Annotated in this window: 25 protein-coding genes; 20 read left to right on the top strand and 5 right to left on the bottom strand. The window is 63.8% G+C overall.

Annotation, left to right across the window (positions count from 1 at the left end):
- Positions 1 to 35 precede the first annotated feature (35 nt).
- From OW521_RS03800 to dapF, 5 genes are all read left to right on the top strand, one after another.
- Positions 36 to 596, top strand: coding sequence for a regulatory protein RecX (locus OW521_RS03800; protein WP_268023086.1), 561 nt, complete (start codon positions 36 to 38; stop codon positions 594 to 596).
- 127 nt (positions 597 to 723) lie between these two features.
- Positions 724 to 1983, top strand: a complete 1260-nt coding sequence (locus OW521_RS03795; RefSeq protein WP_268023085.1) for a lytic transglycosylase domain-containing protein — start codon at positions 724 to 726, stop codon at positions 1981 to 1983.
- Positions 1984 to 2131: 148 nt separating this feature from the next.
- Complete coding sequence (gene miaB, locus OW521_RS03790) at positions 2132 to 3583, top strand: tRNA (N6-isopentenyl adenosine(37)-C2)-methylthiotransferase MiaB (RefSeq protein ID WP_268025669.1); 1452 nt, start codon at positions 2132 to 2134, stop codon at positions 3581 to 3583.
- Positions 3584 to 3589: 6 nt separating this feature from the next.
- Entirely contained in the window at positions 3590 to 4531 is a 942-nt protein-coding gene (gene miaA / locus OW521_RS03785; protein ID WP_268023084.1) for a tRNA (adenosine(37)-N6)-dimethylallyltransferase MiaA, read from the top strand.
- A 31-nt stretch (positions 4532 to 4562) separates the two neighbouring features.
- Positions 4563 to 5531 carry a diaminopimelate epimerase gene (gene dapF / locus OW521_RS03780; protein ID WP_268023082.1) on the top strand — a complete coding sequence of 323 codons (969 nt, stop codon included), beginning with the start codon at positions 4563 to 4565 and terminating at the stop codon, positions 5529 to 5531.
- Here the strand turns inward: dapF and OW521_RS03775 are convergent.
- Entirely contained in the window at positions 5512 to 6126 is a 615-nt protein-coding gene (locus OW521_RS03775) for a class I SAM-dependent methyltransferase (protein WP_268023080.1), read from the bottom strand. The genes dapF and OW521_RS03775 overlap by 20 nt on opposite strands.
- An 11-nt stretch (positions 6127 to 6137) precedes the next feature.
- Complete coding sequence (locus tag OW521_RS03770) at positions 6138 to 6278, bottom strand: hypothetical protein (protein WP_268023078.1); 141 nt, start codon at positions 6276 to 6278, stop codon at positions 6138 to 6140.
- Positions 6279 to 6503: 225 nt separating this feature from the next.
- On the opposite strand from OW521_RS03770, the gene hflX reads away from it, so the two are divergent.
- Positions 6504 to 8066: a GTPase HflX gene (hflX, locus tag OW521_RS03765; protein ID WP_268023076.1), complete on the top strand. Its 1563-nt coding sequence runs from the start codon at positions 6504 to 6506 to the stop codon at positions 8064 to 8066.
- Positions 8059 to 10122 carry an ATP-dependent DNA helicase gene (locus OW521_RS03760; protein WP_268023074.1) on the top strand — a complete coding sequence of 688 codons (2064 nt, stop codon included), beginning with the start codon at positions 8059 to 8061 and terminating at the stop codon, positions 10120 to 10122. Before hflX ends, OW521_RS03760 begins: the two co-directional genes overlap by 8 nt.
- A gap of 42 nt (positions 10123 to 10164) precedes the next feature.
- Here OW521_RS03760 and lexA read toward each other — a convergent pair whose 3' ends face one another.
- Positions 10165 to 10914 (bottom strand): transcriptional repressor LexA, encoded by a 750-nt coding sequence (gene lexA / locus OW521_RS03755; RefSeq protein ID WP_268023072.1) that lies wholly within the window; start codon positions 10912 to 10914, stop codon positions 10165 to 10167.
- Between the two features lie 367 nt (positions 10915 to 11281).
- On the opposite strand from lexA, the gene OW521_RS03750 reads away from it, so the two are divergent.
- From OW521_RS03750 to OW521_RS03715, 8 genes are all read left to right on the top strand, one after another.
- A complete protein-coding gene (locus OW521_RS03750) occupies positions 11282 to 11641 on the top strand; it encodes a LysM peptidoglycan-binding domain-containing protein (RefSeq protein ID WP_268023070.1) in 360 nt (119 codons plus the stop codon).
- 91 nt (positions 11642 to 11732) lie between these two features.
- Positions 11733 to 12851 (top strand): histidinol-phosphate transaminase, encoded by a 1119-nt coding sequence (locus tag OW521_RS03745; RefSeq protein ID WP_268025667.1) that lies wholly within the window; start codon positions 11733 to 11735, stop codon positions 12849 to 12851.
- A 43-nt stretch (positions 12852 to 12894) separates the two neighbouring features.
- Positions 12895 to 13521, top strand: coding sequence for an imidazoleglycerol-phosphate dehydratase HisB (gene hisB, locus OW521_RS03740; RefSeq protein ID WP_268023068.1), 627 nt, complete (start codon positions 12895 to 12897; stop codon positions 13519 to 13521).
- Complete coding sequence (gene hisH, locus OW521_RS03735) at positions 13518 to 14261, top strand: imidazole glycerol phosphate synthase subunit HisH (RefSeq protein ID WP_268023067.1); 744 nt, start codon at positions 13518 to 13520, stop codon at positions 14259 to 14261. The genes hisB and hisH overlap by 4 nt, the downstream gene beginning before the upstream one ends.
- Position 14262: 1 nt before the next feature.
- Complete coding sequence (locus OW521_RS03730) at positions 14263 to 14421, top strand: hypothetical protein (protein WP_268023065.1); 159 nt, start codon at positions 14263 to 14265, stop codon at positions 14419 to 14421.
- 29 nt (positions 14422 to 14450) lie between these two features.
- Positions 14451 to 15197 (top strand): bifunctional 1-(5-phosphoribosyl)-5-((5-phosphoribosylamino)methylideneamino)imidazole-4-carboxamide isomerase/phosphoribosylanthranilate isomerase PriA, encoded by a 747-nt coding sequence (gene priA / locus OW521_RS03725; RefSeq protein ID WP_184735761.1) that lies wholly within the window; start codon positions 14451 to 14453, stop codon positions 15195 to 15197.
- Complete coding sequence (locus OW521_RS03720) at positions 15197 to 16099, top strand: SseB family protein (protein WP_268023061.1); 903 nt, start codon at positions 15197 to 15199, stop codon at positions 16097 to 16099. The genes priA and OW521_RS03720 overlap by 1 nt, the downstream gene beginning before the upstream one ends.
- A gap of 58 nt (positions 16100 to 16157) precedes the next feature.
- On the top strand, positions 16158 to 17492 hold the full coding sequence (locus tag OW521_RS03715; protein WP_268023059.1) for an MFS transporter: 1335 nt from the start codon (positions 16158 to 16160) through the stop codon (positions 17490 to 17492).
- A gap of 105 nt (positions 17493 to 17597) precedes the next feature.
- Here OW521_RS03715 and OW521_RS03710 read toward each other — a convergent pair whose 3' ends face one another.
- On the bottom strand, positions 17598 to 17984 hold the full coding sequence (locus OW521_RS03710; RefSeq protein WP_078105657.1) for a DUF1844 domain-containing protein: 387 nt from the start codon (positions 17982 to 17984) through the stop codon (positions 17598 to 17600).
- A gap of 380 nt (positions 17985 to 18364) precedes the next feature.
- Here OW521_RS03710 and infC point away from each other — a divergent pair, with 380 nt between their 5' ends.
- From infC to OW521_RS03685, 5 genes are all read left to right on the top strand, one after another.
- Positions 18365 to 19429: a translation initiation factor IF-3 gene (gene infC / locus OW521_RS03705; RefSeq protein ID WP_268023054.1), complete on the top strand. Its 1065-nt coding sequence runs from the start codon at positions 18365 to 18367 to the stop codon at positions 19427 to 19429.
- A 117-nt stretch (positions 19430 to 19546) separates the two neighbouring features.
- The gene (gene rpmI / locus OW521_RS03700; RefSeq protein WP_265978344.1) at positions 19547 to 19741 is read left to right on the top strand and encodes a 50S ribosomal protein L35; all 195 of its coding nucleotides are present in this window, start codon (positions 19547 to 19549) and stop codon (positions 19739 to 19741) included.
- Between the two features lie 117 nt (positions 19742 to 19858).
- Entirely contained in the window at positions 19859 to 20323 is a 465-nt protein-coding gene (gene rplT, locus OW521_RS03695) for a 50S ribosomal protein L20 (RefSeq protein ID WP_268023052.1), read from the top strand.
- A gap of 53 nt (positions 20324 to 20376) precedes the next feature.
- Complete coding sequence (locus tag OW521_RS03690; protein WP_268023049.1) at positions 20377 to 21273, top strand: TrmH family RNA methyltransferase; 897 nt, start codon at positions 20377 to 20379, stop codon at positions 21271 to 21273.
- Between the two features lie 101 nt (positions 21274 to 21374).
- Complete coding sequence (locus tag OW521_RS03685) at positions 21375 to 22292, top strand: cation diffusion facilitator family transporter (protein WP_268023048.1); 918 nt, start codon at positions 21375 to 21377, stop codon at positions 22290 to 22292.
- Positions 22293 to 22304: 12 nt separating this feature from the next.
- Here OW521_RS03685 and OW521_RS03680 read toward each other — a convergent pair whose 3' ends face one another.
- Positions 22305 to 23513: an MFS transporter gene (locus OW521_RS03680; protein WP_268023047.1), complete on the bottom strand. Its 1209-nt coding sequence runs from the start codon at positions 23511 to 23513 to the stop codon at positions 22305 to 22307.
- Positions 23514 to 23588: the final 75 nt, after the last annotated feature.

Genomic DNA, 23588 nt, shown 5'->3' with positions numbered 1-23588 from the left:
CCGCCCGGCCCTGGGGTCCATCCGCGGATTCGCCCGTGGCGGCGGACCCTGAAGCCGATCCGGAAGCAGTTGCGCGGGCCATTGTGCTCCGCCAACTGACCAACTCGCCCAAGAGCAGGCTTCAGCTTGCGCGCAAACTGGCTGAGCGGAATGTGCCGGAAGTCGTAGCCGAAGCTGTATTGGACCGTTTCGTGGAAGTCCGGCTCATTGATGATGCCGAATTTGCCGAGATGTGGGTCCGTAGCCGCGCTCAGTCGAGGAAGCTTGCCCGGGGCGCCTTGCGGCGCGAATTGGCGGACAAAGGAATCGATGCTGAGACGGCTGAGGTTGCCCTGGCACAACTGAGCGATGACGACGAGCGGAACGCGGCCAAGGATCTGGTCGCGCGTCGGCTGAGGGCCGGCGTCGACCTTTCGGACAGGGCCGAACGCGATAAGCAGACCCGTCGCCTTGCCTCGATGCTCGCACGAAAGGGCTACCAACCATCAGCGGCTTTCCGGATCGTTGGCCAGGTCCTGGACGAAGCTTTGGCAGGCGAATCGGAGCTCCGTGGTGGCTGGGAAACCACCGCGCCGGAGACGAACCAGACCACTTAGACGGGGAGCCGGCACACTGAGAGCTACCTGTGAGTGTCCTGCCCGGCGGCGACGTTGGGTATGTGCTTTGGTGACCGTCGGCTAAGGTTCTGGACTAGTGTTCCGATTCGGAAGCAGGTCAGATCCAATGAAACCGTTGCCGTGGCGGCTTTCGGCAGTCGTTGTGCCTTTGCTTGTCGCGTCGTTGCTCCAAGCAGTACCGGCCTCGGCCGACGACGCTCCGCCTTCGGGCTATCCCAGTTGGGCGGAGGTACAACGAGCCCAGGGAAATGAGGCGGACGCGAGTGCCGAAGTGGCACGCATCAACCAATTGCTGGTGGGACTGCAGCAGAAGTCCGGCGAACTTGGTGCAGCCGCCATCAAAGCGGGAACCGAGTACGCCAAGGCCCATGACGCTCTGGTGCATCAGCAGGAAGTGACTCAGAAGCTGGTTGAGGCGTCCCAGCAGGCCAGGGCCAAATCGGATTCCTTGAAGAAGGCCACCTCATCCCTTGTGGTGAAGGCATACGAGTCTGGCGGCTTTGATCCCGGCCCGTGGTCCCTCGCGAATGCCGCCGTCGAACCTGACAATGTCCAGAGTTACGCTCTGCTGAACCGGGTTTTGGATCGTACGGCGAAACTCCACGCGGATGCCCTCAGCGCGGCCCAGGCATCTGCGGCCGCAACGGCCCAGGAACAAGCTGCCCGGGACGTCCTGGCACAGTTGGACAGCGACGCCGCGGCAAAGGCCCAGGCTGCAGAGTCTGCCAGGCGCGCTGCCGAAGACAGTGTCGCCGCCACGGAAGGTCAGCGTACGACTCTCGTTGCCCAGCTCGCGTCCCTGACCTCCACTTCCGCCGCCGTTGCGCAAAAGTACCAAGAGGGCCAAGTGGCGCTGGCCGCCTATCAGGCAGCGCAGGAGGCAAAGAGGGAGGCAGCACAGCGCCAAGCGGAGGCCGCCGCGGCGGAAGCCAACAGGCAAGCCCAGCAGGCTCAGCAAGCCCAACAACCCATCAGCAGCGGACTCGGCGGCGGAGGAGGTTCCGTAAGCGGCGGAACCGGTTCCGGATCCCGAGCCGGTGGCGGGGGAAGCGTCGTCAACGATCCGGCAGGGGCGCGTCAGTATGCTTCCTCGCGGCTCGGCGCCTATGGCTGGGGCCAGGAACAAATGCAGTGCTTGTCCCAGCTATGGACCCAGGAATCAAGCTGGATGACAGATGCCACTAATCCAAGCAGTGGTGCCTATGGAATTGCGCAGGCGCTGCCGCCGGACAAGTATTATTCCGCAGGTAGCGACTGGCTCAGCAACTACCGGACCCAGATCGATTGGGGACTTGGCTACATCCGCGACCGCTACGGTTCTCCCTGCAACGCGTGGCAGCACGAGATGGGCTTCAACTGGTACTAGCCCGAGGGGCTACCCTAGATTGGTGAGTTCCCCTTCCGTAGCACCAGCACCAGCCTCCCTTGAGCAGCCCAGCCCGTCCCCTGCGAGCGACGCCGCGCCCGCCCAGGAGGCGCAGCGCACTTACCAGGTCCGCACCTTCGGTTGCCAGATGAATGTCCATGACTCTGAGCGTATGGCCGGACTTCTCGAAGATGCAGGTTACGTGCCCGTCGGCGGCGGCGTCGCCGACGTCGTAGTCTTCAACACCTGCGCAGTCCGCGAGAACGCGGACAACAAGCTCTACGGCAACCTCGGAGAGCTCAAGCAGGTCAAGGCGGCGAACCCCGGGATGCAGATCGCGGTGGGCGGATGCCTGGCACAGAAGGACCGCGAAACCATCGTGCGCAAGGCGCCCTGGGTGGATGCCGTGTTCGGTACCCACAACGTGGGCGCCCTCCCGGCATTGTTGGCCCGGGCCCGACACAACAACGAGGCCCAGTTGGAGATCCTGGAATCGTTGGACGTCTTCCCATCCACCCTTCCCACCAAGCGTGACTCCGTGTACTCGGGTTGGGTTTCAATCTCCGTAGGCTGCAACAACACCTGCACGTTCTGCATCGTCCCATCGCTGCGTGGCAAGGAGAAGGACCGTCGTCCGGGCGAGATCCTGGCTGAAATCCAGGCCTTGGTGGACGACGGCGCCGTCGAGGTCACCCTGCTTGGCCAGAATGTGAACTCCTACGGCGTGGAATTCGGTGACCGCCTGGCCTTTTCCAAGTTGCTCCGCGCTTGTGGAGACATCGAAGGCCTTGAGCGCGTGCGCTTTACGAGCCCGCACCCGGCTGCCTTCACCGACGACGTCATCGACGCCATGGCCGAGACCCCCAATGTCATGCCGCAGTTGCACATGCCGCTCCAGTCCGGATCGGACAAGGTGCTCAAGGACATGCGCCGTTCGTACCGCTCCACCAAGTTCCTGGGCATCCTTGACAAGGTCCGGGACAAGATCCCGCATGCCGCGATCACCACCGATATCATCGTGGGCTTCCCCGGCGAGACTGAAGAGGACTTCCAAGCGACGCTTGACGTCGTCGAGAAGTCACGCTTCGCCTCGGCGTTCACCTTCCAGTACTCCAAGCGCCCGGGCACCCCGGCCGCGGACCTTCCGGACCAGCTGCCCAAGGCGGTTGTCCAGGAGCGCTACGAGCGCCTGACGGACCTCCAGGACCGCATCGCAGCCGAGGAGAACGCGAAGCAGCTTGGGCGGCGGGTTGAGCTCCTCGTCACGGCCCAATCAGGTCGTAAGGCCGAGGAAACGCACCGCTTGTCCGGCCGCTCCCAGGATCAGCGGCTGGTGCACTTCTCCGTGCCGGAGGGCGCAGAGGCGCCACGGCCAGGCGATTTTGTCACGGTGACCATCACCGAGGCAGCAGCATTCCACCTTGTTTCAGACCCGGTCACGACGGCGGATTACAGCCTCAGGCGCTCCCGTGCCGGGGACGCCTGGGACCGCTCGCAGGCCGATTCCTGTGGCGCTCCAGCGACTGGTGCAGGTGCCGGGTCAGCTGGCATGAAAGGCGTCTCCCTCGGCATGCCGTCGCTGCCGGTGCGGCGCGGCTAGCTGGACATGACAGAAGCATCGGCCGGATCAGCTGATCCGAGGCCGCCCGTGATCGCCGTCGTCGGGCCTACAGGGTCCGGCAAGTCCGATCTTGGCGTCGACCTCGCCCTGGAGCTTGACGGCGAGGTCATCAACGCTGATGCCATGCAGTTTTACCGGGGCATGGACATCGGCACGGCCAAGATCAGTGTCGCGGAACGCAGAGGAGTGCCCCACCACCTCCTGGACACCATGGACGTGACCCAGGAAGCCAGCGTTTCCGATTTCCAGGCCGAATGCCGATCGGCTATCCGAGATATTCATAGCCGCGGCAGGCGGGCCATCCTGGTCGGCGGTTCAGGACTTTACGTTCGGGCAGCGCTCGACGTGCTGGAATTCCCGGGCACGGATCCCGACGTCAGGCGACGGCTGGAGCAGGAGCACGAAACATCCGGTCTCCCTGTCCTTCAGGAGCGCTTGGAACGTGTCGATCCCGTTTCCGCAGGCAGGCTAGGGGACGCGCGCCGCGTCATCCGGGCGCTGGAAGTCTTCGAGCTCACAGGACGCCCGTTCAGTTCCTTCATGCCGCAGCGCGAGTACTTTCAGCCGGCCGTGCAGATAGGGCTCGACGTCGATCGGGACGTACTGCGCGATCGGCTCGCCGAACGGGTCCACCGGATGGTCGACACCGGACTTCTCGAGGAGGTTGCGCGGCTGGACGCCGCCGGGCTGCGGCGGGGCAAGACGGCCTCGCGTGCGCTCGGCTACGCCCAGTTCCTCAGGGTTCTCGGCGGCGAGTCGGACGCGGCCAGGGCGGCCGAAGAGACCATCGTGGCCACTCGCCAGTTCGCCCGCCGCCAGCTCACTTGGTTCCGTGCCGACCCCCGGATCCACTGGCTTGACTGGCGGGACCCCGATTTGGTGGCGAAGGCCGCAGAAATCTGCGCAAGCCAGGCGTCGGCGATTTAGGCGCAACCCGCGGTACAGGTAGCCTTGATCCATGGACGAAACCCTTGCATTTTCCGCCCCGCAGCCTGCCGCTGCCGGCGGTACCGTTCCCGCCTCCGGTCTTCACGGGCTGGCCTTCTCCAAGGGGCACGGTACGGGCAACGATTTCGTCCTGATCGCGGACCCCGAGGACGCGCACCAAATCTCTCCGGAGCAGGTTGCAGCGCTTTGTGACCGCCACTTGGGAGTGGGTGGGGATGGGCTCATCCGCGCCGTCCCGTCGCGTTTCCTCGCTGAAGGCCGCCAGCTCCTCGACGCAGACCCTGATGCCGAATGGTTCATGGACTACCGCAACGGCGACGGTTCGCTGTCCGAAATGTGCGGCAACGGCGTCCGCGTATTCGTCCATTTCCTCGTCGAACAGGGCTTTGTCGCCCTGAACGCTGGTGAGTCCTTGACGATCGGAACCCGCGGCGGCATCAAAAAGATCGTCCGCACAGCTGACGGTTACGCGGTTGACATGGGCCCTTGGGAGTTCATTTTCCCCCAGGATGCCACCAGTAAGGCCATGGACTCCCTCGTCAGTGCCGACGGATTGGAAGTTGCCCGGCCCGCCCTGTCCGTCAGCATGGGCAACCCGCACACTGTGGTGGCACTCGCCGAGCTTTCGGAGCTTAAGGCTACGCAGCTCTTCAAGGCACCCGTTGTGGATCCCAAGCCGGTGAACGGTACGAATGTCGAATTCGTGGTTCCCGCAGAGCCTCTCGTGCACGACGGGATAGGCAACATCACGATGCGCGTCCACGAGAGGGGCGTCGGCGAAACCCAGTCGTGTGGCACGGGTGCCTGCGCGGCCGCCGTCGCAATCCGTCACTGGGCCGGGGAAGGCGCTCCCGACACGTGGCGCGTCAACGTGCCGGGCGGCGTCGTCCGGGTGCGGTTCTTCCCGGGCACGAGCGGACGGGAACACGTGGAGCTGAGCGGCCCGGCCGTGATTGTTGCTAGCGGGACGCTTTCCTGATTCGCAGGATGCGAAACGATTTCGACGTACTTTCCCGCGAGACGGAGAAAGAATCGTCGAGAGTGTCGGCAAGCCAACGCTGAAGTGAATCCGCGCCGAGGTTTTTCTGGACCACGAGCCAGGCGTTTCCACCCGGCGCAAGCCGCGGCAGCCACGTAAGCAGCAGATTGTGAAGTTCATCCTTGCCGATACGGATGGGCGGGTTGGACCAGATGGTGTCAAACGTCACCGCGGGGTCGACGTCGTCCGGCAGGCTGGCGGTAACGTTCCGGAGGTCCAGCAGGGCGGCGTTCTCGTTTGTCAGAGTGATGCAGCGTTCGTTGACATCAACCGCGTGGACGCGCGCGTGCGGAGCCATGAGCCCCATGGTCAACGCGATGGGTCCCCAGCCACAGCCGATGTCCAGCAGGTTTCCCTGCGGGGCAGGGGGCGGAACTTCGGAGAGCAGGACCGCTGTTCCCTTGTCGATCCCGTCGGGGCTGAAGATGCCGCCCGATGTCTGGAGCCGGCGGGTCGCGCCGGCCAGTTCCACCGTGAGGGGCTTGCGGGTGAACGGCCCCGCGGGCTGTGCGCTGAAATAGTGTGCAGACTCCATAGCTTGCCAGATTAGTGGCCAGCAGCGGGCAAGGGAAACCGCGGGGCGCCCAAGCCGAGCTTGACATTGCCTGATAGTGTGGTCCGCATGTTCTTGATCTTTGAGTAGTCGGCACCGCCCGCGACGTAGGCCTGCTTCATTTGCAGCGCCATTCCGCCTTGGCAAGTCCGTTCCAGACCTTCCCTATTGACGTCTGGACACTCAGCAGATCGTCCCCTTCCCGCCTTGGGTCCGGTGCACGCAATCCGCGTACGCCGCCCCGGGTGGAGAGCTCCGACCATCGGCAGAGCCTTGCAAGGCATCAGCCCTGCGCGAATTCCGCGCCACAAGACCCGAATCGGCACTATTCTGGAAATGCCGAACCCCTAAAGGAGACCATGACCACGCAGAAGAACACCGGACCCGATTCCGACGCCCAGGACATGAGTCCTGAAGAAATCCAGGCTGTCATCGACCGGATTCTCTCCAAGGACGCACCTGCCATAGTGCAGGAACGCGACGAGCCCAGGGGCGTGTTTGGCAAGGCCCAGGCGATTTCCCGCCTGGACGAAGAACACAGCATCTACGACGGCGATCAAGAGGATCTGGCCGAGCGCCGGGCTTTGGGCCGCACCGCGGGTCTGTCCACGGAACTTGAAGATGTCACGGAGGTCGAATACCGGCAGCTGCGCCTGGAGCGCGTGGTGCTGGCAGGCCTCTGGACCGAAGGCACCCTGGCCGACGCCGAGAACTCCTTGAGGGAACTCGCGGCGCTGGCCGAGACTGCCGGCTCGGAAGTCCTGGATGGGATCGTCCAGCGGCGCATGAAGCCGGACCCCGGCACCTTCCTTGGCTCAGGCAAGGCCCTGGAGCTGAAGGACATCGTGTCGTCCACCGGTGCGGACACCGTGGTGGTCGACGCCGAATTGGCGCCGTCCCAGCGGCGCGGCCTGGAGGACATCGTCAAGGTCAAGGTGGTGGACCGCACCACGTTGATCCTCGATATTTTCGCGCAGCATGCGAAGAGCCGCGAGGGCAAGGCCCAAGTCGAACTGGCGCAGCTGGAATACCTGTTGCCGCGCCTGCGTGGTTGGGGCGATTCCATGTCCCGCCAGGCCGGTGGCCAGGTGGGCGGTGCCGGAGCAGGTATGGGTTCGCGAGGTCCCGGTGAAACCAAGATCGAACTGGACCGTCGTCGAATCCGCACTCGGATGGCCAAGCTGCGGCGTGAAATCGCCGCGATGAAGCCGGCCCGTGAGACCAAGCGGGCCAACCGCCGTCGTAATGCCGTTCCTTCGGTCGCCATTGCCGGCTACACGAACGCGGGAAAGTCCTCCCTCCTCAACCGCCTGACGGACGCGGGCGTCCTCGTGGAGAACGCCCTGTTCGCCACGCTGGATCCAACGGTCCGCAAAGCCCAGACCCCGGACGGGATCGGCTACACGCTATCGGACACGGTGGGCTTCGTGCGTTCGATGCCCACCCAGCTCGTGGAGGCGTTCCGCTCCACGCTGGAAGAGGTAGCGGAGGCCGATCTGATCCTCCATGTCGTGGACGCCTCGCACCCGGATCCGGAGGGCCAGATCGCGGCCGTCCGGACGGTCTTCAGCGAAGTGGATGCCCGGAAAATCCCGGAAATCATCGTCTTGAACAAGGCAGACGTCGCCGATCCCTTCGTTGTCGAGAGGCTCAAGCAGAAAGAGCCACGCCATGTGGTGGTGTCTACCCGCACAGGACAGGGCATCGCCGAGCTTCTTGGCGCCATTAGCACGGCCATTCCGCGTCCCGGTGTGCGCCTTGAGGTTCTGATTCCGTATAACCGTGGGGAACTCATCAACAAGCTGCACAACACCGATGCCGAAATCCTGAGCCTTGAGCACGAGGAAGAAGGCACCCGAGTGGTGGCCATGGTCCATGAGAACCTGGCCGCCGAGTTGGAGTCGTTCGTCAGCAATGGTTGATCCGGAAGCAGGGGAACGCGGCGAAACCGTGCGTGAACGGACCGCCCTTGAACTCCTGGACAAAGCCGTCGCCGGTATGGGCGGCCAAAACCGTACGGGCCAGCACCAGATGGCCAAACACGTGGCACGGGCGATCGAGACCGGTGAACACCTTCTAGTGCAGGCGGGAACGGGCACAGGCAAGTCCCTCGCGTACTTGATTCCCTTGATCGCGCACGCGATGGAGAGCAACAAGCCCGCGCTCGTGTCCACGGCCACCCTCGCCCTCCAGACGCAGATCGTGGGCCGGGACCTGCCGCGGCTCCTGGAAACCATCAATCCAGAGCTGGAGCGGCCGGTCAGCATCGCGTTGGTCAAGGGCAGGGCCAACTATGTGTGCAAGCACAAGTTGGAGGGCGGATTTCCCAGCGAGGAACCTGCCGAAGGGCAATTGTTCTCCCTCGGCGAGGACACCAGCGTTCCCCATCTCGCGGCCGCGATCGGCGGCCCCCCGTCTCAGCTCGGCAAGGAAGTGCTGAGGCTGCGGGAGTGGGCCGGGAAGACCACGACCGGGGATCGCGACGAGCTCATGCCGGGCGTGACGGACCGGGCCTGGCGCCAGGTGTCCGTCACGTCCATGGAGTGCCTTGGGGCGCAAAAGTGTCCGATGGCGGAGGAGTGCTTCAGCGAGCTGGCCCGCCACCGCGCCGCGGAGTCCGACGTCGTAGTCACCAACCACGCGATGCTCGCCGTCAGTGCTTTCGAAGGCCTGGCCGTGCTGCCCGAGTACGACGTCGTGGTGGTCGACGAGGCCCACGAGCTCCAGGACCGCGTCACGGGTGCCGTTTCGGGGCAGCTGTCGGTGGCAATGATCCATGCTGCCGCCTCCAGCGCCCGCAAACACACCGCCATCACCGTGGACGCATTGAACGCCGCAGCAGACCGCCTAGAGCTTGCAATTGCCGGCGCGCCTTCCGGGCTCCTGCCCAACGGGCTCAACGACGAACAGCTTGATTGCGTGGACCAGCTCCGGGAAGCCTGCCGGGCGGCGATTTCCGATTCGAAGGGGGATTCGTCCAACGCGGTGGACGGCGGACGCCAGCTCGCGCGCTCACGGCTGATGTTGATCCTTGAACTCTGCGAACGGCTGCTCTCCGCCAAGGAAAACAAGGAAGTCGTTTGGCTATCCCGGAACAGTACCTTTGATCCGCAGCAGGGATACACGGCGCCTGACGAGGATTCGCCTGTGCTCATTAACATCGCTCCCCTCAGCGTGGCAGGACGGCTCCGGGAAGGGCTCTTCGCGGGCCATACCGTGGTGTTGACCTCAGCCACCTTGGCTATCGGTTCCGCTTTCGAGGCCACCGCGGGAGGACTGGGACTGACCGGGCAAGGCGCTCCGAGCTGGACTGGCGTGGACGTCGGCTCGCCGTTCGATTACCCCAAGCAGGGCATGCTGTACGTTGCCAGGCACCTGCCTAAGCCCGGACGCGGGACCTCGCCCGAGGCACTTGACGAACTTGAAGAGCTCATCAAGGCCTCCCACGGCGGAGCCTTGTGCCTCTTTTCTTCCCGACGTGCAGCGGAGGAAGCCGCGGAGGCGATGCGGTCACGCTTGGACGTCGAGATCCTGTGCCAGGGTGAGTCGACCATGGCCGCGTTGGTGAGGCAGTTTGCCGACGAAGATGACACCTGCCTGTTCGGCACCATGTCTCTTTGGCAAGGCGTGGACGTTCCGGGCGGTTCATGCCGGTTGGTGGTCATTGACCGGATCCCGTTCCCGCGTCCGGACGATCCCCTGATGACAGCACGGTCCCGCGCCGTAGCGCAGGCCGGGGGCAATGGTTTCATGGCGGTGTCTGCCACGCACGCGGCCATCCGGCTTGCCCAGGGCGCTGGCCGTCTCATCCGTTCGAACGGTGACAAAGGCGTGGTGGCAGTACTTGATTCACGCCTTTCGACCGAGCGTTACGGCAACTTCCTCCGGGCAGCCTTGCCACCCTTCTGGGCCACCACGGACCGCACTGTTGTGCGCGGCGCGCTCGAACGGCTTTACGCCGAGTCAGCCAAGGCCTGAATCGGATGTCCTGGAAGCGGACGCGTCCTAAGCGGGCGCGTCCTAAAGTGAGCGCAGCACCGAGACGACTTTGCCCATGATCGTGGCATGGTCGCCCAAAATGGGTTCGTACTGAGTGTTCTGGGGGAGCAGCCACGTGTGGCCGTCACGCTGCCGGAAGGTCTTGACGGTGGCTTCGTCGTCTAGGAGAGCTGCCACGATGTCGCCGTTGATGGCATCATTCTGGCGCCGTACTACTACCCAGTCTCCGTCGCAGATGGCGGCGTCGATCATGGAATCACCGGCGACCTTCAGCATGAAGAGCTCGCCATGGCCTACCAACTGGCGGGGCAGCGGCAGGACGTCCTCAACTGTCTGATCCGCCAGGATGGGTCCACCAGCGGCGATGCGGCCAACGAGCGGCACCATGGCCGTATCGCTGGCACTGGCAAGCTCAGTGACGGCCAAGCCGCCGGCGCTGCGGAGTTTCGACGGCGCGTCAACGCCCGGTATGACAGAGCCGCCATCCAAGGTCAATGGCATGAGGACTTCCATCGCCCGCGGACGCTTGGGATCGCGACGAAGATAGCCGAGCTTTTCGAGCTGCGACAACTGGTGCGTGACGCTGGACAAGCTGGCCAGGCCAACAGTGTCCCCGATTTCGCGCATTGACGGCGGGTAGCCGTGATCGTTCACTGAACGCTGGATGGTCTCCAGGATCTTCTTTTGGCGGACGGTCAGGCTCTTGGGAGCCTTCTGCGGCTGAGGGCTCCGCGGTGAGGCCGATCCGCTGCCAGTGGCTTTCGCTGCCATGTTCGCCAACGCCCTTCCGTTCCGCCCGATCTGCGCTGAGGCGCTTGCCGGGACTGTTGGCCTGAAATGTCAGACCCTCCTGTTGCACTGATTCAGTGCTTGTTTCTTCACTCAAACGTAGGGCAGGCACAGGCGTTTATCAAACATTTGTTCTAGCGAGTCTCGACATCGTTCGTTGATAAGTGCTAAAAATGTCATAGCAAGGTTCGAATATGTGTTCTATAAAAGTGCAGCTGGTCCGGGTGTTCGTTCGAATCGTTCGAAGACATGAACGAACAGCCGCCCTGTTAGCACTGACTGAAGGCAAGAATTAGCAGCCGCACTCCAGAGGTTCTGGAACGCGGCATTGTTCAGAAGGGCTCAGCTCATGTCCGCTATCACCATCAACCACCCATCCGGCCGCCGTACGGCACCGGGCCGGCTTCGCTTGACCCGCCGGGGCCGCATGGTCTTCTTCGGTGTTCCAGGAATGCTCTTGGTTGCAGCGCTGCTGAGTCTGGCGGGATTCCTGAATTCGCCTGCCAAGGCTGCGGATTCGGCGGCCCAGCTGCAGCCCACTTCCACTATCAGCGTCACGGTGCAAACCGGTCAGTCCCTATGGGGGATTGCAGGAACTGCCGCACCTTCCCGGGATCCGCGCGACGTCGTTGCCGAAATTATCCAACTGAACAACTTGGAGGACGGCCACATCGTGCCGGGTCAGCAACTGTTCATTCCTGCCACTTAACCGCGACTCTGACCGCACTAAGAGGTCCTTTGAGCGGGCGCTTAGCCGTCACAGTTTCAGGGCATCAGCCGCCGCACCTTAAACTGTCATGGTGAGTGACCAGCTTGAGCGACTTGACCGACTTCCCCTCCGGACCAACCTGCGCGGCCTGAGCCCCTATGGCGCGCCGCAGCTTGATGTGCCGATTTTGCTCAACGTCAATGAAAACACCCATGGCGTGCCCGCGGATGTCCAAGCGGCCATCACCGAGGCCGTGGCGGCGGCCGCTTCGGGACTGAACCGCTACCCTGACCGCGAGTTCACCGAATTGCGCGAGGCCCTCGCCGAGTACCTGGGCCACGGAATGGCTGCCGAGAACATCTGGGCGGCGAACGGCTCCAACGAGGTTCTGCAACAGATCCTCCAGGCCTTCGGCGGCCCTGGGCGCACTGCTCTTGGCTTCCCGCCCACATACTCCATGTACCCCCTGCTCGCCAGTGGGACGGACACTGCCTACATTGCCGGGGTTCGGGCTGAAGACTACGGCCTTGACGCAGCGTCCGCCGCCGCGCAGGTTCGCGAGATCCAGCCGAACGTCGTGTTCCTGTGTTCTCCGAACAATCCCACCGGCACGGGGCTTGGCCTTGACGTCGTGGAGGCCGTCTACGAGGCCGGAGAAGCAAGCCAGGCGATTGTGATCGTGGACGAGGCGTACCACGAGTTCGCCCACGACAACACTCCGAGCGCGTTGACGCTTCTCCCCGGCCGTGAGCGTCTCATCGTTTCCCGGACCATGAGCAAAGCCTTCGCCCTCGCTGGTGCCCGCATCGGCTACATGGCGGCGGCCCCCGAGGTTGCCGACGCGATCCGCTTGGTCCGCCTCCCGTATCACCTCTCGGCGATCACCCAAGCAACCGCGCTGGCCGCACTGCGGCACCGCGAGGCCCTCATGGCGGACGTCGAAGACATCAAGATCCAGCGGGACCGCATTGTGAACGAGTTGACCCGGATGGGGCTCAAGCCGGCCGCTTCGGATTCCAACTACGTGTTCTTCGGCGGGCTCAAGAATCCGCACGCCTTGTGGCAAGGCCTGCTGGAGCGTGGAGTCCTCATCCGTGATGTCGGCATACCGGGCCACCTCCGGGTCACGGCCGGTACCGAGCCGGAGACCACCGCTTTCCTCGAGGCGCTCGAAGCCTTGCTGGACGGCCAAGTCGCCGCACCGGCCTAGACTTGAACCAGTCCCACCACTCCTTCCTCCTAAGGACATCTCAATGAGCGAAAACGGCGCCAGCACGGCGGCCGCCCGGACAGCACGCATGGAACGCACCACCAGTGAGTCCTCCGTCCTGGTCGAAATCAATCTCGACGGCACCGGGGTCTCGGACATCAGCACCACGGTGCCGTTCTACGACCACATGCTGACGGCGCTCTGCAAGCATTCGCTCATCGACATGACCGTCAAGGCCGCCGGGGACACCCAGATCGACGCCCACCACACGGTGGAGGACGTTGCGATCACCTTCGGTGAGGTGCTGCGCACCGCGCTGGGCAACAAGGCCGGCATCCGGCGCTTCGGTGAGGCAACCGTTCCGTTGGATGAAGCGCTGGCCCACGCCGTCGTCGACGTTTCCGGACGTCCGTACCTGGTCCACAGCGGGGAGCCCGCTGGCCAGGAATACCACCTGATCGGCGGACACTTCACCGGTTCGCTGACGCGCCACGTCTTTGAAGCGATCACCCTGCACGCCGGCATCTGCCTCCACATGAACGTCTTGGCAGGCCGGGACCCGCACCACATCGTGGAGGCACAGTTCAAGGCCTTCGCACGTGCACTCCGTTCCGCCGTCGAGTCCGATCCCAGGGTCGAAGGCATTCCGTCCACCAAGGGCGCCTTGTGAGTGGGCAGATCCTCAAGGATGGCGCCATCGTGAACCCGAAGGCTGCAAGCCGCATTGTCTCGCCTGAGGGAAAGCCGACAGTAACTGTCCTGGACTACGGGTCGGGAAATGTCCGCTCTGCCGTTCGGGCGCTTGAACGTGCCGGCGCGGATGTCACGCTGAGCGCCAAGCCTGAAGACGTCCTCAATGCCGACGGCCTGTTGGTCCCGGGCGTCGGTGCTTTCGAGACGGTCATGCGTGAACTCAAAGCAGTCGATGCCATCCGGATGATCGGTCGTCGCGTTGCCGGCGGCCGGCCGGTCCTAGGCATCTGCGTTGGGCTCCAGGTCCTGTTCGAGGCGGGCGTAGAGCACGGAACGGAGGCCGAAGGCATGGGCGAGTGGCCCGGCAAGGTGGAGCTCCTCCCTGCACCCGTTGTCCCGCACATGGGCTGGAACACCGTGGACGTGCCGGAAGGCTCAAAGCTGTTCGCCGGCGTCGAGCACGAACGGTTCTACTTTGTGCACTCCTATGGCGTGCAGAAGTGGGAATTCGACGTCGTCCAGCCCCGCATGGCACCGCCGAAGGTGACTTGGTCCGAACACGGCGCCCCGTTCATCGCTGCCGTGGAAAACGGTCCTTTGTGTGCCACCCAATTCCACCCGGAGAAGTCCGGCGACGCTGGAGCCCGCCTCCTGCGCAACTGGGTCGAAAGCCTGCGTCCGCACTCTCCGGCACCCGAGACGGGCACAACTGCCTGACATGTGGTCAATCATTTTCATGGGCCTGGCCGGTTTGCTGGTGGGCGGAGGAATCTCCTTCCATCAGCAGAAACGCCCTGCCTGGGTCTCCATTTCGTTCTATATCCTGGCCGGTCTGTCACTGCTGGCGGCCTACCTCTTCACCTTGCCGGGCAACTAACGCCCGTTCCCACAACACCGAGGACTTCAATGACCACCGCCTCCGAACTGCCCGTTCTGGAACTCCTGCCCGCCGTCGACATCGTGGACGGCCAGGCCGTCCGCCTCCTTCAGGGAGAAGCCGGCTCGGAGACCAGTTACGGCACCCCGCTGGAAGCAGCCCTGAACTGGCAGAACGCCGGCGCCGAGTGGGTGCACATGGTGGACCTGGACGCCGCTTTTGGCCGCGGCAACAATGCTGACCTCATCAGCGAGGTCGTCTCGCAGCTGAACGTCAAAGTGGAGCTGTCCGGCGGACTGCGCGACGACGAATCCCTAGAGCGTGCGCTGGAGCTCGGCGTCGCCCGTGTGAACCTCGGTACCGCCGCCTTGGAAAACCCGGAATGGACCCGCCGGGCCATCGACCGCTTCGGTGACAAGATCGCCGTCGGGCTCGACGTCCGCGGCACAACGCTCGCGGGCCGCGGCTGGACCAAAGAAGGCGGAGATCTCTGGGAGGTACTGGCGCGCCTTGAGGACGCCGGCTGCGCGCGCTACGTGGTCACCGACGTCACGAAAGACGGAACGCTTCAGGGCCCCAACGTCGAACTCTTGCGCCAGATGGTGGAAAAGACGGGCAAGCCGGTGGTTGCGTCCGGCGGCATCTCGAGCTTGGAAGACCTGCGGGTCCTGCGGGAGCTCGTGCCGCTCGGCGTCGAGGGAGCGATCGTTGGCAAGGCGCTGTACGCCGGTGCTTTCACGCTCCCGGAAGCCCTGGACGTCGCCGGCCGCCGCTGATGTCGCAGGATCCACAGTCCCCGGCTGCCGGCAAGGCTTCAACCCCGGCCCCGCGGCAATTGCCCGGGCACATCGCGGCGGCCCTAGCGGGCGCCGGGGGAGTAGGCGACTCTGCCGGCCAGTCCTGGGCGGGACGGAACCTCAGCGGTGATGCCGCCAAGATCCATAATTTCGAGGATGACGACGGAACGGCCGACGCCGGGTACCTCGCCGCCGTCGCGGCCCTGCTCGCCGGCACCGGTAGCGAGGCTGGTGTAGTGGCTTCGTTGGCAACGGCCAGGGTCTTTGTCCCTGTGGTGGCCCAGCTCGCTGAGGAAGCCGAGGGCGTCGACGGTTTCCATGCCGACAAGCAGGCCGACATGGCGCTCGTGACATTGAAGGCGCCGGATGGCCGCACGGCGATGCCTGTCTTCACGTCGGCCGCGGCGTTGGAAGCCTGGCACCCACAGGCTCGTCCCGTCGCCGTTTATGCCGCCCGGGCGGCGTTGTCTGCCGTCTCGGAGGGAGCGCAGCTTCTCGTCATCGATCCGGGGTCGGATGTCACCTTCGTGGTGCGCCGGCCTGCCATGTGGTCACTGGCACAGCAGCGCGACTGGACGCCGTCGTACCTTGATGATGAACTGGAGTCTGCTCTCAATTCCTTGGCGGGGACGTACCCGGCAGTGCGGCGCCTAGAGATCCGGCCAGGTGCGGGGGTAGCTTCGCTCACGGCCGATGGATCGACTATGGCCGGCGGAGGACCGGGACCAGAACTGCGCGTGGTGCTGTACCTCGAAGACGGTCTGGATGCCGCTGCGATCCAGGATCTGGTCTCCGGGCTGAACGGGCGTTGGGCGCAGAACGAATTGTTCGCCGAGCGGGTTGACTCGATCGAGGTCAGCTTGCAGCGGGCGGCACAGTAGCCGAAGGCACAGGGGGAACTTCCTTGTCCTGCCGTCGGCAGAACAGGGGATGTAGCTCGTGAATTTCTCTCTCTACCGGGAGATGCTGTCCATCACGTCCGTGCGGCGTCTCCTGCTGGTGGGCATGGTTGCCCGAATACCGCACTCGGCAGCCGGGGTTCTGCTCACCCTGCACATCGTGCTGACCTTGGGCAAGGGTTACGCCGCCGCCGGTGCTGCCGCCGCGGTATTCACCATCGGCATCGCGATTGGCGCTCCGTGGCGAGGGCGCCGCGTGGACACTGTCGGCCTGCGCAAGGCGCTCATCCCTTCCGTGGTCTCGGAGCTGGTCATTTGGTCCGTTGTCCCGCACGTGAGCTACGAATGGATCCTGCCGCTCGTCTTTGTCGGTGGCCTTCTGACGCTGCCGATCTTCAGTGTCATCCGCCAGTCGCTCGGCGTCCTGGTAGATGGCGAGCAACGGCGTTCCGCGTACGCCTTGGACTCGATTGCCACCGAAGTGGTCTTCATGATCGGCCCCGCAGTTGGCGCGGTTGTGGCAACGAGCGGGTTCACCGTCCTGGGACTGACCATCGTGGGCGTCTGCACGTCGGCTGCCGGGCTTTTCCTTCTGTGGTTCAACCCGCCCACCCGCAGCGATGATGTCCTGGATGCCAGCCAAACGGCTGACCGCGACGCCGACGAGCTCCACGCTGCCGAAGCTGCGGTGGTGGCATCAGCGCCGGCACATCTCCAGGAAGCTGCTTCAGAGATGGCTCCGACGGTCTCGCAACCTTCCGGCCTGCGGGGAAAGATGGCGAGGAACTTCACATGGTTCACTGCGGCAGTGGCCGCGGTGTTCGCCGTTGCCGCAGGATCGGGCATGGTCCTGAGCGGAACCGACGTCGGAATCGTGGCGGTATTGCAGCGCGGCGGGCACGAGAGCGAGATCGGGATTGTTTTCTTCTTCTGGTGCGCCTCATCGGTAGTCGGCGGACTCATTTACGGAGCGATGCACCGGCCCGTCTCACCGATCCTGCTCCTGCTGGGCATGGCGGCCCTGACCATTCCGATGGGCTTCGCCGGGGACACGTGGACCCTTGCCTTGCTGTCCCTTCTACCGGGTCTGTTATGCGCGCCGGTGCTGTCCGCAGCCTCTGAAAAGGTCGCAGACATCGTGGATGAGGATCGGCGCGGCGAGGCAATGGGCTGGTATGGCTCGGCCCTGACTGCGGGCGTGGCCTTCGGTTCGCCGGTCGCCGGGCTTTTTATCGACGGGGTGGGACCGTGGGCCGGATTCGTGGCCATCGGAACGGCTGGAGTGGTGCTGTGCCTCGCCGGACTGTTCCTCCAGCTGCGTCGGCGCCGGATCGTGGCCATCGCCCAGGCCGGCGCTGGGGATCGCGCCAACTGAGTTGCGCCGCTAACGCGGCTGTGGCGCCTAAACCGCCAGGATACGACGACGGCGGGCTGGCCAGGAAGGCCAGCCCGCCGCTGCGGTCTAACAGGTGAGTCCGGGTCAGTTGACCGGGCCGGTGAACTTTTCGCCCGGGCCCTTGCCTGGCTCGTCCGGGATCAGCGAAGCTTCGCGGAATGCGAGCTGGAGGGAACGCAGGCCATCGCGCAAAGGGCCCGCGTGCTGTGAACCGATTTCCGGTGCCGCGGCCGTGACCAGCCCGGCCAAGGCGGTGATCAGTTTGCGGGCTTCGTCCAGGTCCTTGAGCTCCTCAGCCTCGGGGTCGTCGGCCAAGCCCACCTTGACAGCCGCTGCGCTCATGAGGTGAACGGCGCCGGTGGTGATGACCTCAACAGCCGGAACTTCCGAAATGTCGCGGATCTGCTGGCCTACTCCGGCGTCAGTACCGGTGGGCTCGTGGTCGAGGGAATTGCTGTCTGAAGTGCTCATGCTGGTAAGCTTGTCACAGACCGACTGGAAGTCGCCATTTTTCTATGGCTCACGCAGTATTCGGCCACCCATCGTTAATGTGCGGTTGGCGGACGATTTCTGTAGAATTGGTTTTCAGTTTGCAAGCGGAGTTCTCTCCCACCCGCGTCAGCCGTTTCCCTTCGGGGATGTAAGTTGCCGGGTACCTGGTCGGACACCGTTCAAGGTATGCCTTGGATGGTGCGAACGCCTCCATCGAGGGGCTGTATCCGATCTTTCGAGGCCTTCGATTGCGCCAGCAATTGGGGGCCTTCTCTATTTGCCGGTGGAATACTCATCACAACAACAGGAGCTTTGACATTAGCGAGCCAAGAATCAATGAGCGTATCCGCGTCCCCGAGGTGCGTTTGGTCGGCCCTGCCGGCGAACAGGTTGGAATCGTCCGTATCGAGGACGCCCTGCGTCTTGCTGCCGAGGCTGATCTGGATCTCGTTGAAGTTGCACCGCAGGCCAAGCCTCCGGTGTGCAAGCTGATGGACTTCGGCAAATACAAGTACGAAGCCGCTGTCAAAGCCCGTGAAGCCCGCAAGAACCAGACCAACACGGTTCTGAAGGAAATCCGCTTCCGCCTGAAGATCGATACCCACGACTATGAGACCAAGCGCGGCCACGCGCTTCGCTTCCTGGGCGCTGGTGACAAGGTGAAGGCCATGATCCAATTCCGTGGACGTGAGCAGCAGCGCCCCGAAATGGGCATCCGCCTGTTGCAGCGCTTTGCCGAGGACGTTGCCGAAGTTGGCGTGATTGAGTCCAGCCCGCGCATCGATGGCCGCAACATGGTCATGGTGATCGGCCCGCTGAAGAACAAAGCCGAGGCAAAGGCCGAGGCCCGCCGTGCGGCGCAGCGCGCAGAAGCCAAGGCCCAGAATGAAGCCAAGGCTGCTGGCCGGATCGACCTTTCAGGCGAGGATGCTCCCCTGACGCAGTCCCTCGCGGACCTGGTTCCGGCGGAACTCCTGACCCAGGTAGAGGAAAACCAGGCCGAGGACACGGTGGCAGTGGAAACCGCGCCGGAGTCCGTTGAGGCCGAGGTTGCCGAAGCTGAAGAGGCTGCTCCTGTTGTTGAGGAAGCGGTTGCTGTTGAAGAGACACCGGTTGTCGTAGAGGCCCCGGTCGTTGAAGAGGCTCCCGCAGTCGTAGAGGCTCCGGTTGTGGAAGCAGCTCCGGTTGCCGAAGCAGCTCCGGTTGCCGCACCGGCGCCAGTAAAGCCTCCCGCGCCAGCAAATGCTCCGGTTCCGGCAAAGGCTCCTGAGCAGGCAGCTTCGAAGCCTGTTGTACCGGCTGCCCCGAAGCCTGCTGCTACACCGGTGCCGAAGCCGATGGCGAAGCCTGCGATTCCGAAGCCTGCAGCTCGACCGGCAGCCCCTAAGGCTGCTCCCAAGCCTGCGGCACGCAAGACCAACTAGTCACGCCGCAGGAGGCATCCCCTCCGCCCGGCACGAAAGCAGCGGTCACCCCCTATGGGGTGGTTGCACGAAAGAACTGCAGACCCAGTCTGCGGATACGTAAGGAGATCGGTTCCCATGCCGAAGATGAAGACCCACAGTGGTGCTAAGAAGCGCTTCAAGCTGACCGGTACCGGCAAGCTGAAGCGTCAGCAGGCCAACCGCCGCCACTACCTGGAGCACAAGTCCTCCACCCTGACCCGTCGCCTTGCCGGCGACAAGATCGTCTTCAAGGGCGATGCCAAGGTCATCAGGAAGATGCTCGGCATCTAAGTTCCAAGTTTTCTGGTTGCTGCCATCCGGTAGCCGCCGACTACACCAAAGCCTTCTCAGGCCGGCCGGGTTTCCGGCAGTAGCAGCTTGGGATAAGAATTTTGAAGGAGTACGCACGTGGCACGTGTGAAGCGGGCGGTAAACGCCCACAAGAAGCGTCGGGTTGTCCTTGAACGGGCCAAGGGTTACCGCGGTCAGCGGTCTCGCCTGTACCGCAAGGCAAAAGAGCAGCTGCTGCACTCGTTTGTGTACAGCTACGGCGACCGCCGCAAGAAGAAGGGCGACTTCCGTCGCCTCTGGATCCAGCGAATCAACGCTGCATCCCGCGCCAACGGCCTGACCTACAACCGCTTGATCCAGGGCCTGAAGGCCGCTGAGGTCGAGGTTGACCGCCGCATGCTGGCAGAGCTGGCCGTTTCTGACGCCAACGCTTTCGCCGCGCTGGTCAAGGTCGCCAAGGACTCCCTGCCTGCCGACACCTCCGCTCCGGCCGCCAAGGCTTCCGTTTCCGAGGACGAACCTGCTGCCAAGGCTCCCAAGGCCAAGGCTGCGAAGAAGCCGGCCGTTGAGGCTGCTGAGTAGTACGCGTAACCGCAGTTCAAGGGACAGTGGCAATAGCCACTAAAGTTCTTTATATGAACGAAACCGGGCGCCCGCAAGAACTTCCGATGTCCAACCCCCGAGCTGATCGGGTCAGGGATGTCGCAAAGCTTGCAGGGCGCCCGGCCCGTTTAAAGCGCGGCAGGTTCCTCGCGGAGGGCCCCCAAGCTGTTCGGGAAGCACTGGTCCTGCATCGGGAGCGGACGGCGGCGGGGGAGCCCGGCGTCGTGCACGAACTTTACGCAAGCGAAAGCTGCCTGGACCGGCTCCCTGAACTGGGCGAGCTCGCCGATGGTGTTGCCTTGCGGCTGGCGAATGACGATGTCCTGGCCGCCATGGCGGACACGGTCAATCCCCAGGGCATAGTGGCCGTCTGCAGTTTTGTGGACGTGAGCCTTGAATCGGTGCTCGACGCCGGACCGCGGCTGATCGCCGTCATGTGCCAGGTGCGGGACCCTGGCAACGCGGGAACAGTGCTGAGGGCCGCAGATGCTGCCGGGGCGGATGCTGTGGTCCTGACGGCCTCCAGCGTGGATATTTACAACCCCAAGGCCGTGCGGTCCACCGCGGGCTCCCTCTTCCATTTGCCGGTTGTCCTGGGTGTGGACGTCGAGGAGCTCGTGGCCCTCTGCAAGGAGCATGGCATCGGGATCCTGGCGGCGGACGGTTACGGCACCCTCAATCTGGACAAGCTTCAGGATGAGAACGCCGCACGCCGGCTGGGTGCGTCGGTAGCTCCCTCTGACTACGCACTCGAGGCGCCGACGGCCTGGTTGTTCGGCAACGAAGCACAAGGGCTTTCAGACTCCGAACTGGCACTCGCGGACCATCGTGTTGCGGTACCCGTCTACGGCTCGGCTGAAAGCTTGAACCTCGGCACAGCCGCTACTGTATGCCTCTACGCCAGCGCACGCTCCCAGCAGGCTTCCTGACAATTTCGCCAAGGTACGGTATTGCTTGCAGGAAGGTGACGCCGCGGTCCGTTCCCGCAATTCACTCTCATCCCCTGAACCGAAGAAGAGGTGGAGCTTTCGTGGCTGCAAATGGCGGTAACAAGGCAATCGTGGCGGCATTGGGTGCCAACCTGGCGATCGCTGTGCTCAAGTTCGTCGCATTCGTCCTGACCATGTCATCGTCCATGTTGGCCGAGGCGATCCACTCCGTGGCCGACTCCGGCAACCAGTTGCTCCTGCTGCTTGGCGGGAAGCGGGCACAACGGGCGGCGAGTCCCGAACACCCGTTTGGCTATGGCCGTGAGCGTTACATATACGCGTTTATCGTTTCGATCGTGCTGTTCAGCGTTGGCGGCCTTTTCGCGCTCTACGAATCCTGGGAGAAGTTCCAGCACCCGCATGCCATTGAGGGCGATTTCTGGTGGGTGCCGCTCGCTGTGCTGCTCGGTGCGATCGTGGCGGAATCGTTCTCTTTCCGCACCGCAATCCACGAGTCCAATCCTTTGCGCGGCAACCAAGGCTGGGTCAAGTTCATCCGCAATGCCAAGCAACCGGAATTGCCCGTGATCCTCCTGGAGGATTTCGGAGCCCTCCTGGGCCTCGTCTTCGCGCTGTTCGGAGTCAGCCTGACCCTCATCACGGGCAACGGCCTTTGGGATGCTGCGGGCACAGGGATGATCGGCCTGCTTCTTGTTGCAATCGCCGTAGTGCTCGCGGTGGAAACCAAGTCCTTGCTGCTCGGCGAATCAGCCACGAAAGAGGACAATGCACGCATCACGGAAGCCATTGAGTCCGATGGCACGCGCATCATCCACCTGAAGACCATGCACCTTGGTCCGGAAGAGTTGCTGGTTGCGGCGAAGATCAGTGTTGGCGCGGCAGATACCGGCCAGGCCATCGCCAAAGCGATCGACGACGCCGAACTCAGGATCCGCACCGCGGCGCCGATTGCCCGGGTCATCTACCTTGAACCGGACGTGGAGCGGGTCCAGGTCTAAGCGGCCTACCGCCTATCCGCCCAGCGGCTTCTTGCGTTCCAACCAGCCACTGATGCCGGCGACGCCGAGGCCCAGGACTGCCAGGACAGCGCCTACGAGGGCCGGGGCCACATAGCCCCAGCCCCATGCGATGACCACGCCGCCGAGGAACGCGCCAAGGGCGTTCGCGATGTTGAGCGCGGAATGGTTGAGCGAAGATGCCAGAGACGGTGCGTCGGGCGAAGCGTCGAGGAGCCGGGTCTGCAAGGGCGGAACGAGCATGGAGCCGATGCCGCCCACGACGAAGACCATGATGAATGCCGACCACGCCCAGTGGGCCGCGATGGCGTAGACCACCAAGGCGAGTGCGATGGCCGGAAGGACCCGGTAGATGGTTCCCATGACGGATTTGTCGGCGATCCGGCCGCCCAGGATGTTTCCCGCCACCATACCGAGTCCGTAGAGGGCCACCACCAGGGGTATCAGCGACTGCGGGATGCCGGCCACGGAAGTCATCGTGTGGGCGATGTACGTATAGGTGGCGAAGAAGCCGCCAAAACCGATGATTCCGATCAGCAGTGCCAGCCACACCTGGATGCGTTTGAGGGCGCCAAGTTCCCGGCGAATGCTCGCCTCGGGGTGCGCGGGCTCAAAGGGGACGAACTTCCATAGCAGCACACTGGTGGCCAGACCGAGGATGCCCACCACCACGAAGAGCAAGCGCCAACCGAAGGTCTGACCAAGCCAGGTGGCAGCGGGAACGCCGATGACGTTGGCGATAGTGAGCCCGCCCATGACCATCGAAATCGCCCAGCCACGCTTGGTGGGGGCAACCAGGCTCGCCGCGATGACGGCAGCGATCCCGAAGAAGGCACCATGGGGCAGTCCCGAGGCAAACCTCGTGATCAACATGGTTCCGTAGTCCGGCGCAATGAAGGACGTCAGGTTCGCTATGGACAGGAACAGCATGAGTCCCAGGGCAAGTTGCTTGCGGGGGAGCCGGGCGCCCAACGCCGCGAAGATCGGCGCACCCACCACTACACCCAAAGCGTAGGCGGAAATCAGGTTCCCGGCCTCGGGAGTGCTGATGTTGAGTCCCTGCTCGATCTCCTTGAGCAAGCCCATCATGGTGAATTCCGTGGTCCCGATGGCGAATCCACCCATGGCGAGGGCAAAGATAGCCAGGGCCACGTGGCGGCTTCCGGTCTTTTTGGAGGTCTTGCGGACTGCGGTGGTGGTCATTGTCCTGTTTCTGGGAGTGAGCGGGAGGCCGCACGAAAGGGATTAAATCCGACTTTCAAGCTTAGTGGGAGGCTC

This window comes from Arthrobacter sp. MMS18-M83 (assembly GCF_026683955.1).
Classification (GTDB): Bacteria; Actinomycetota; Actinomycetes; order Actinomycetales; family Micrococcaceae; genus Arthrobacter.
Note: the sequence above shows the minus strand (reverse complement) of the source record. Positions and strands in the feature narration are given on the sequence as shown.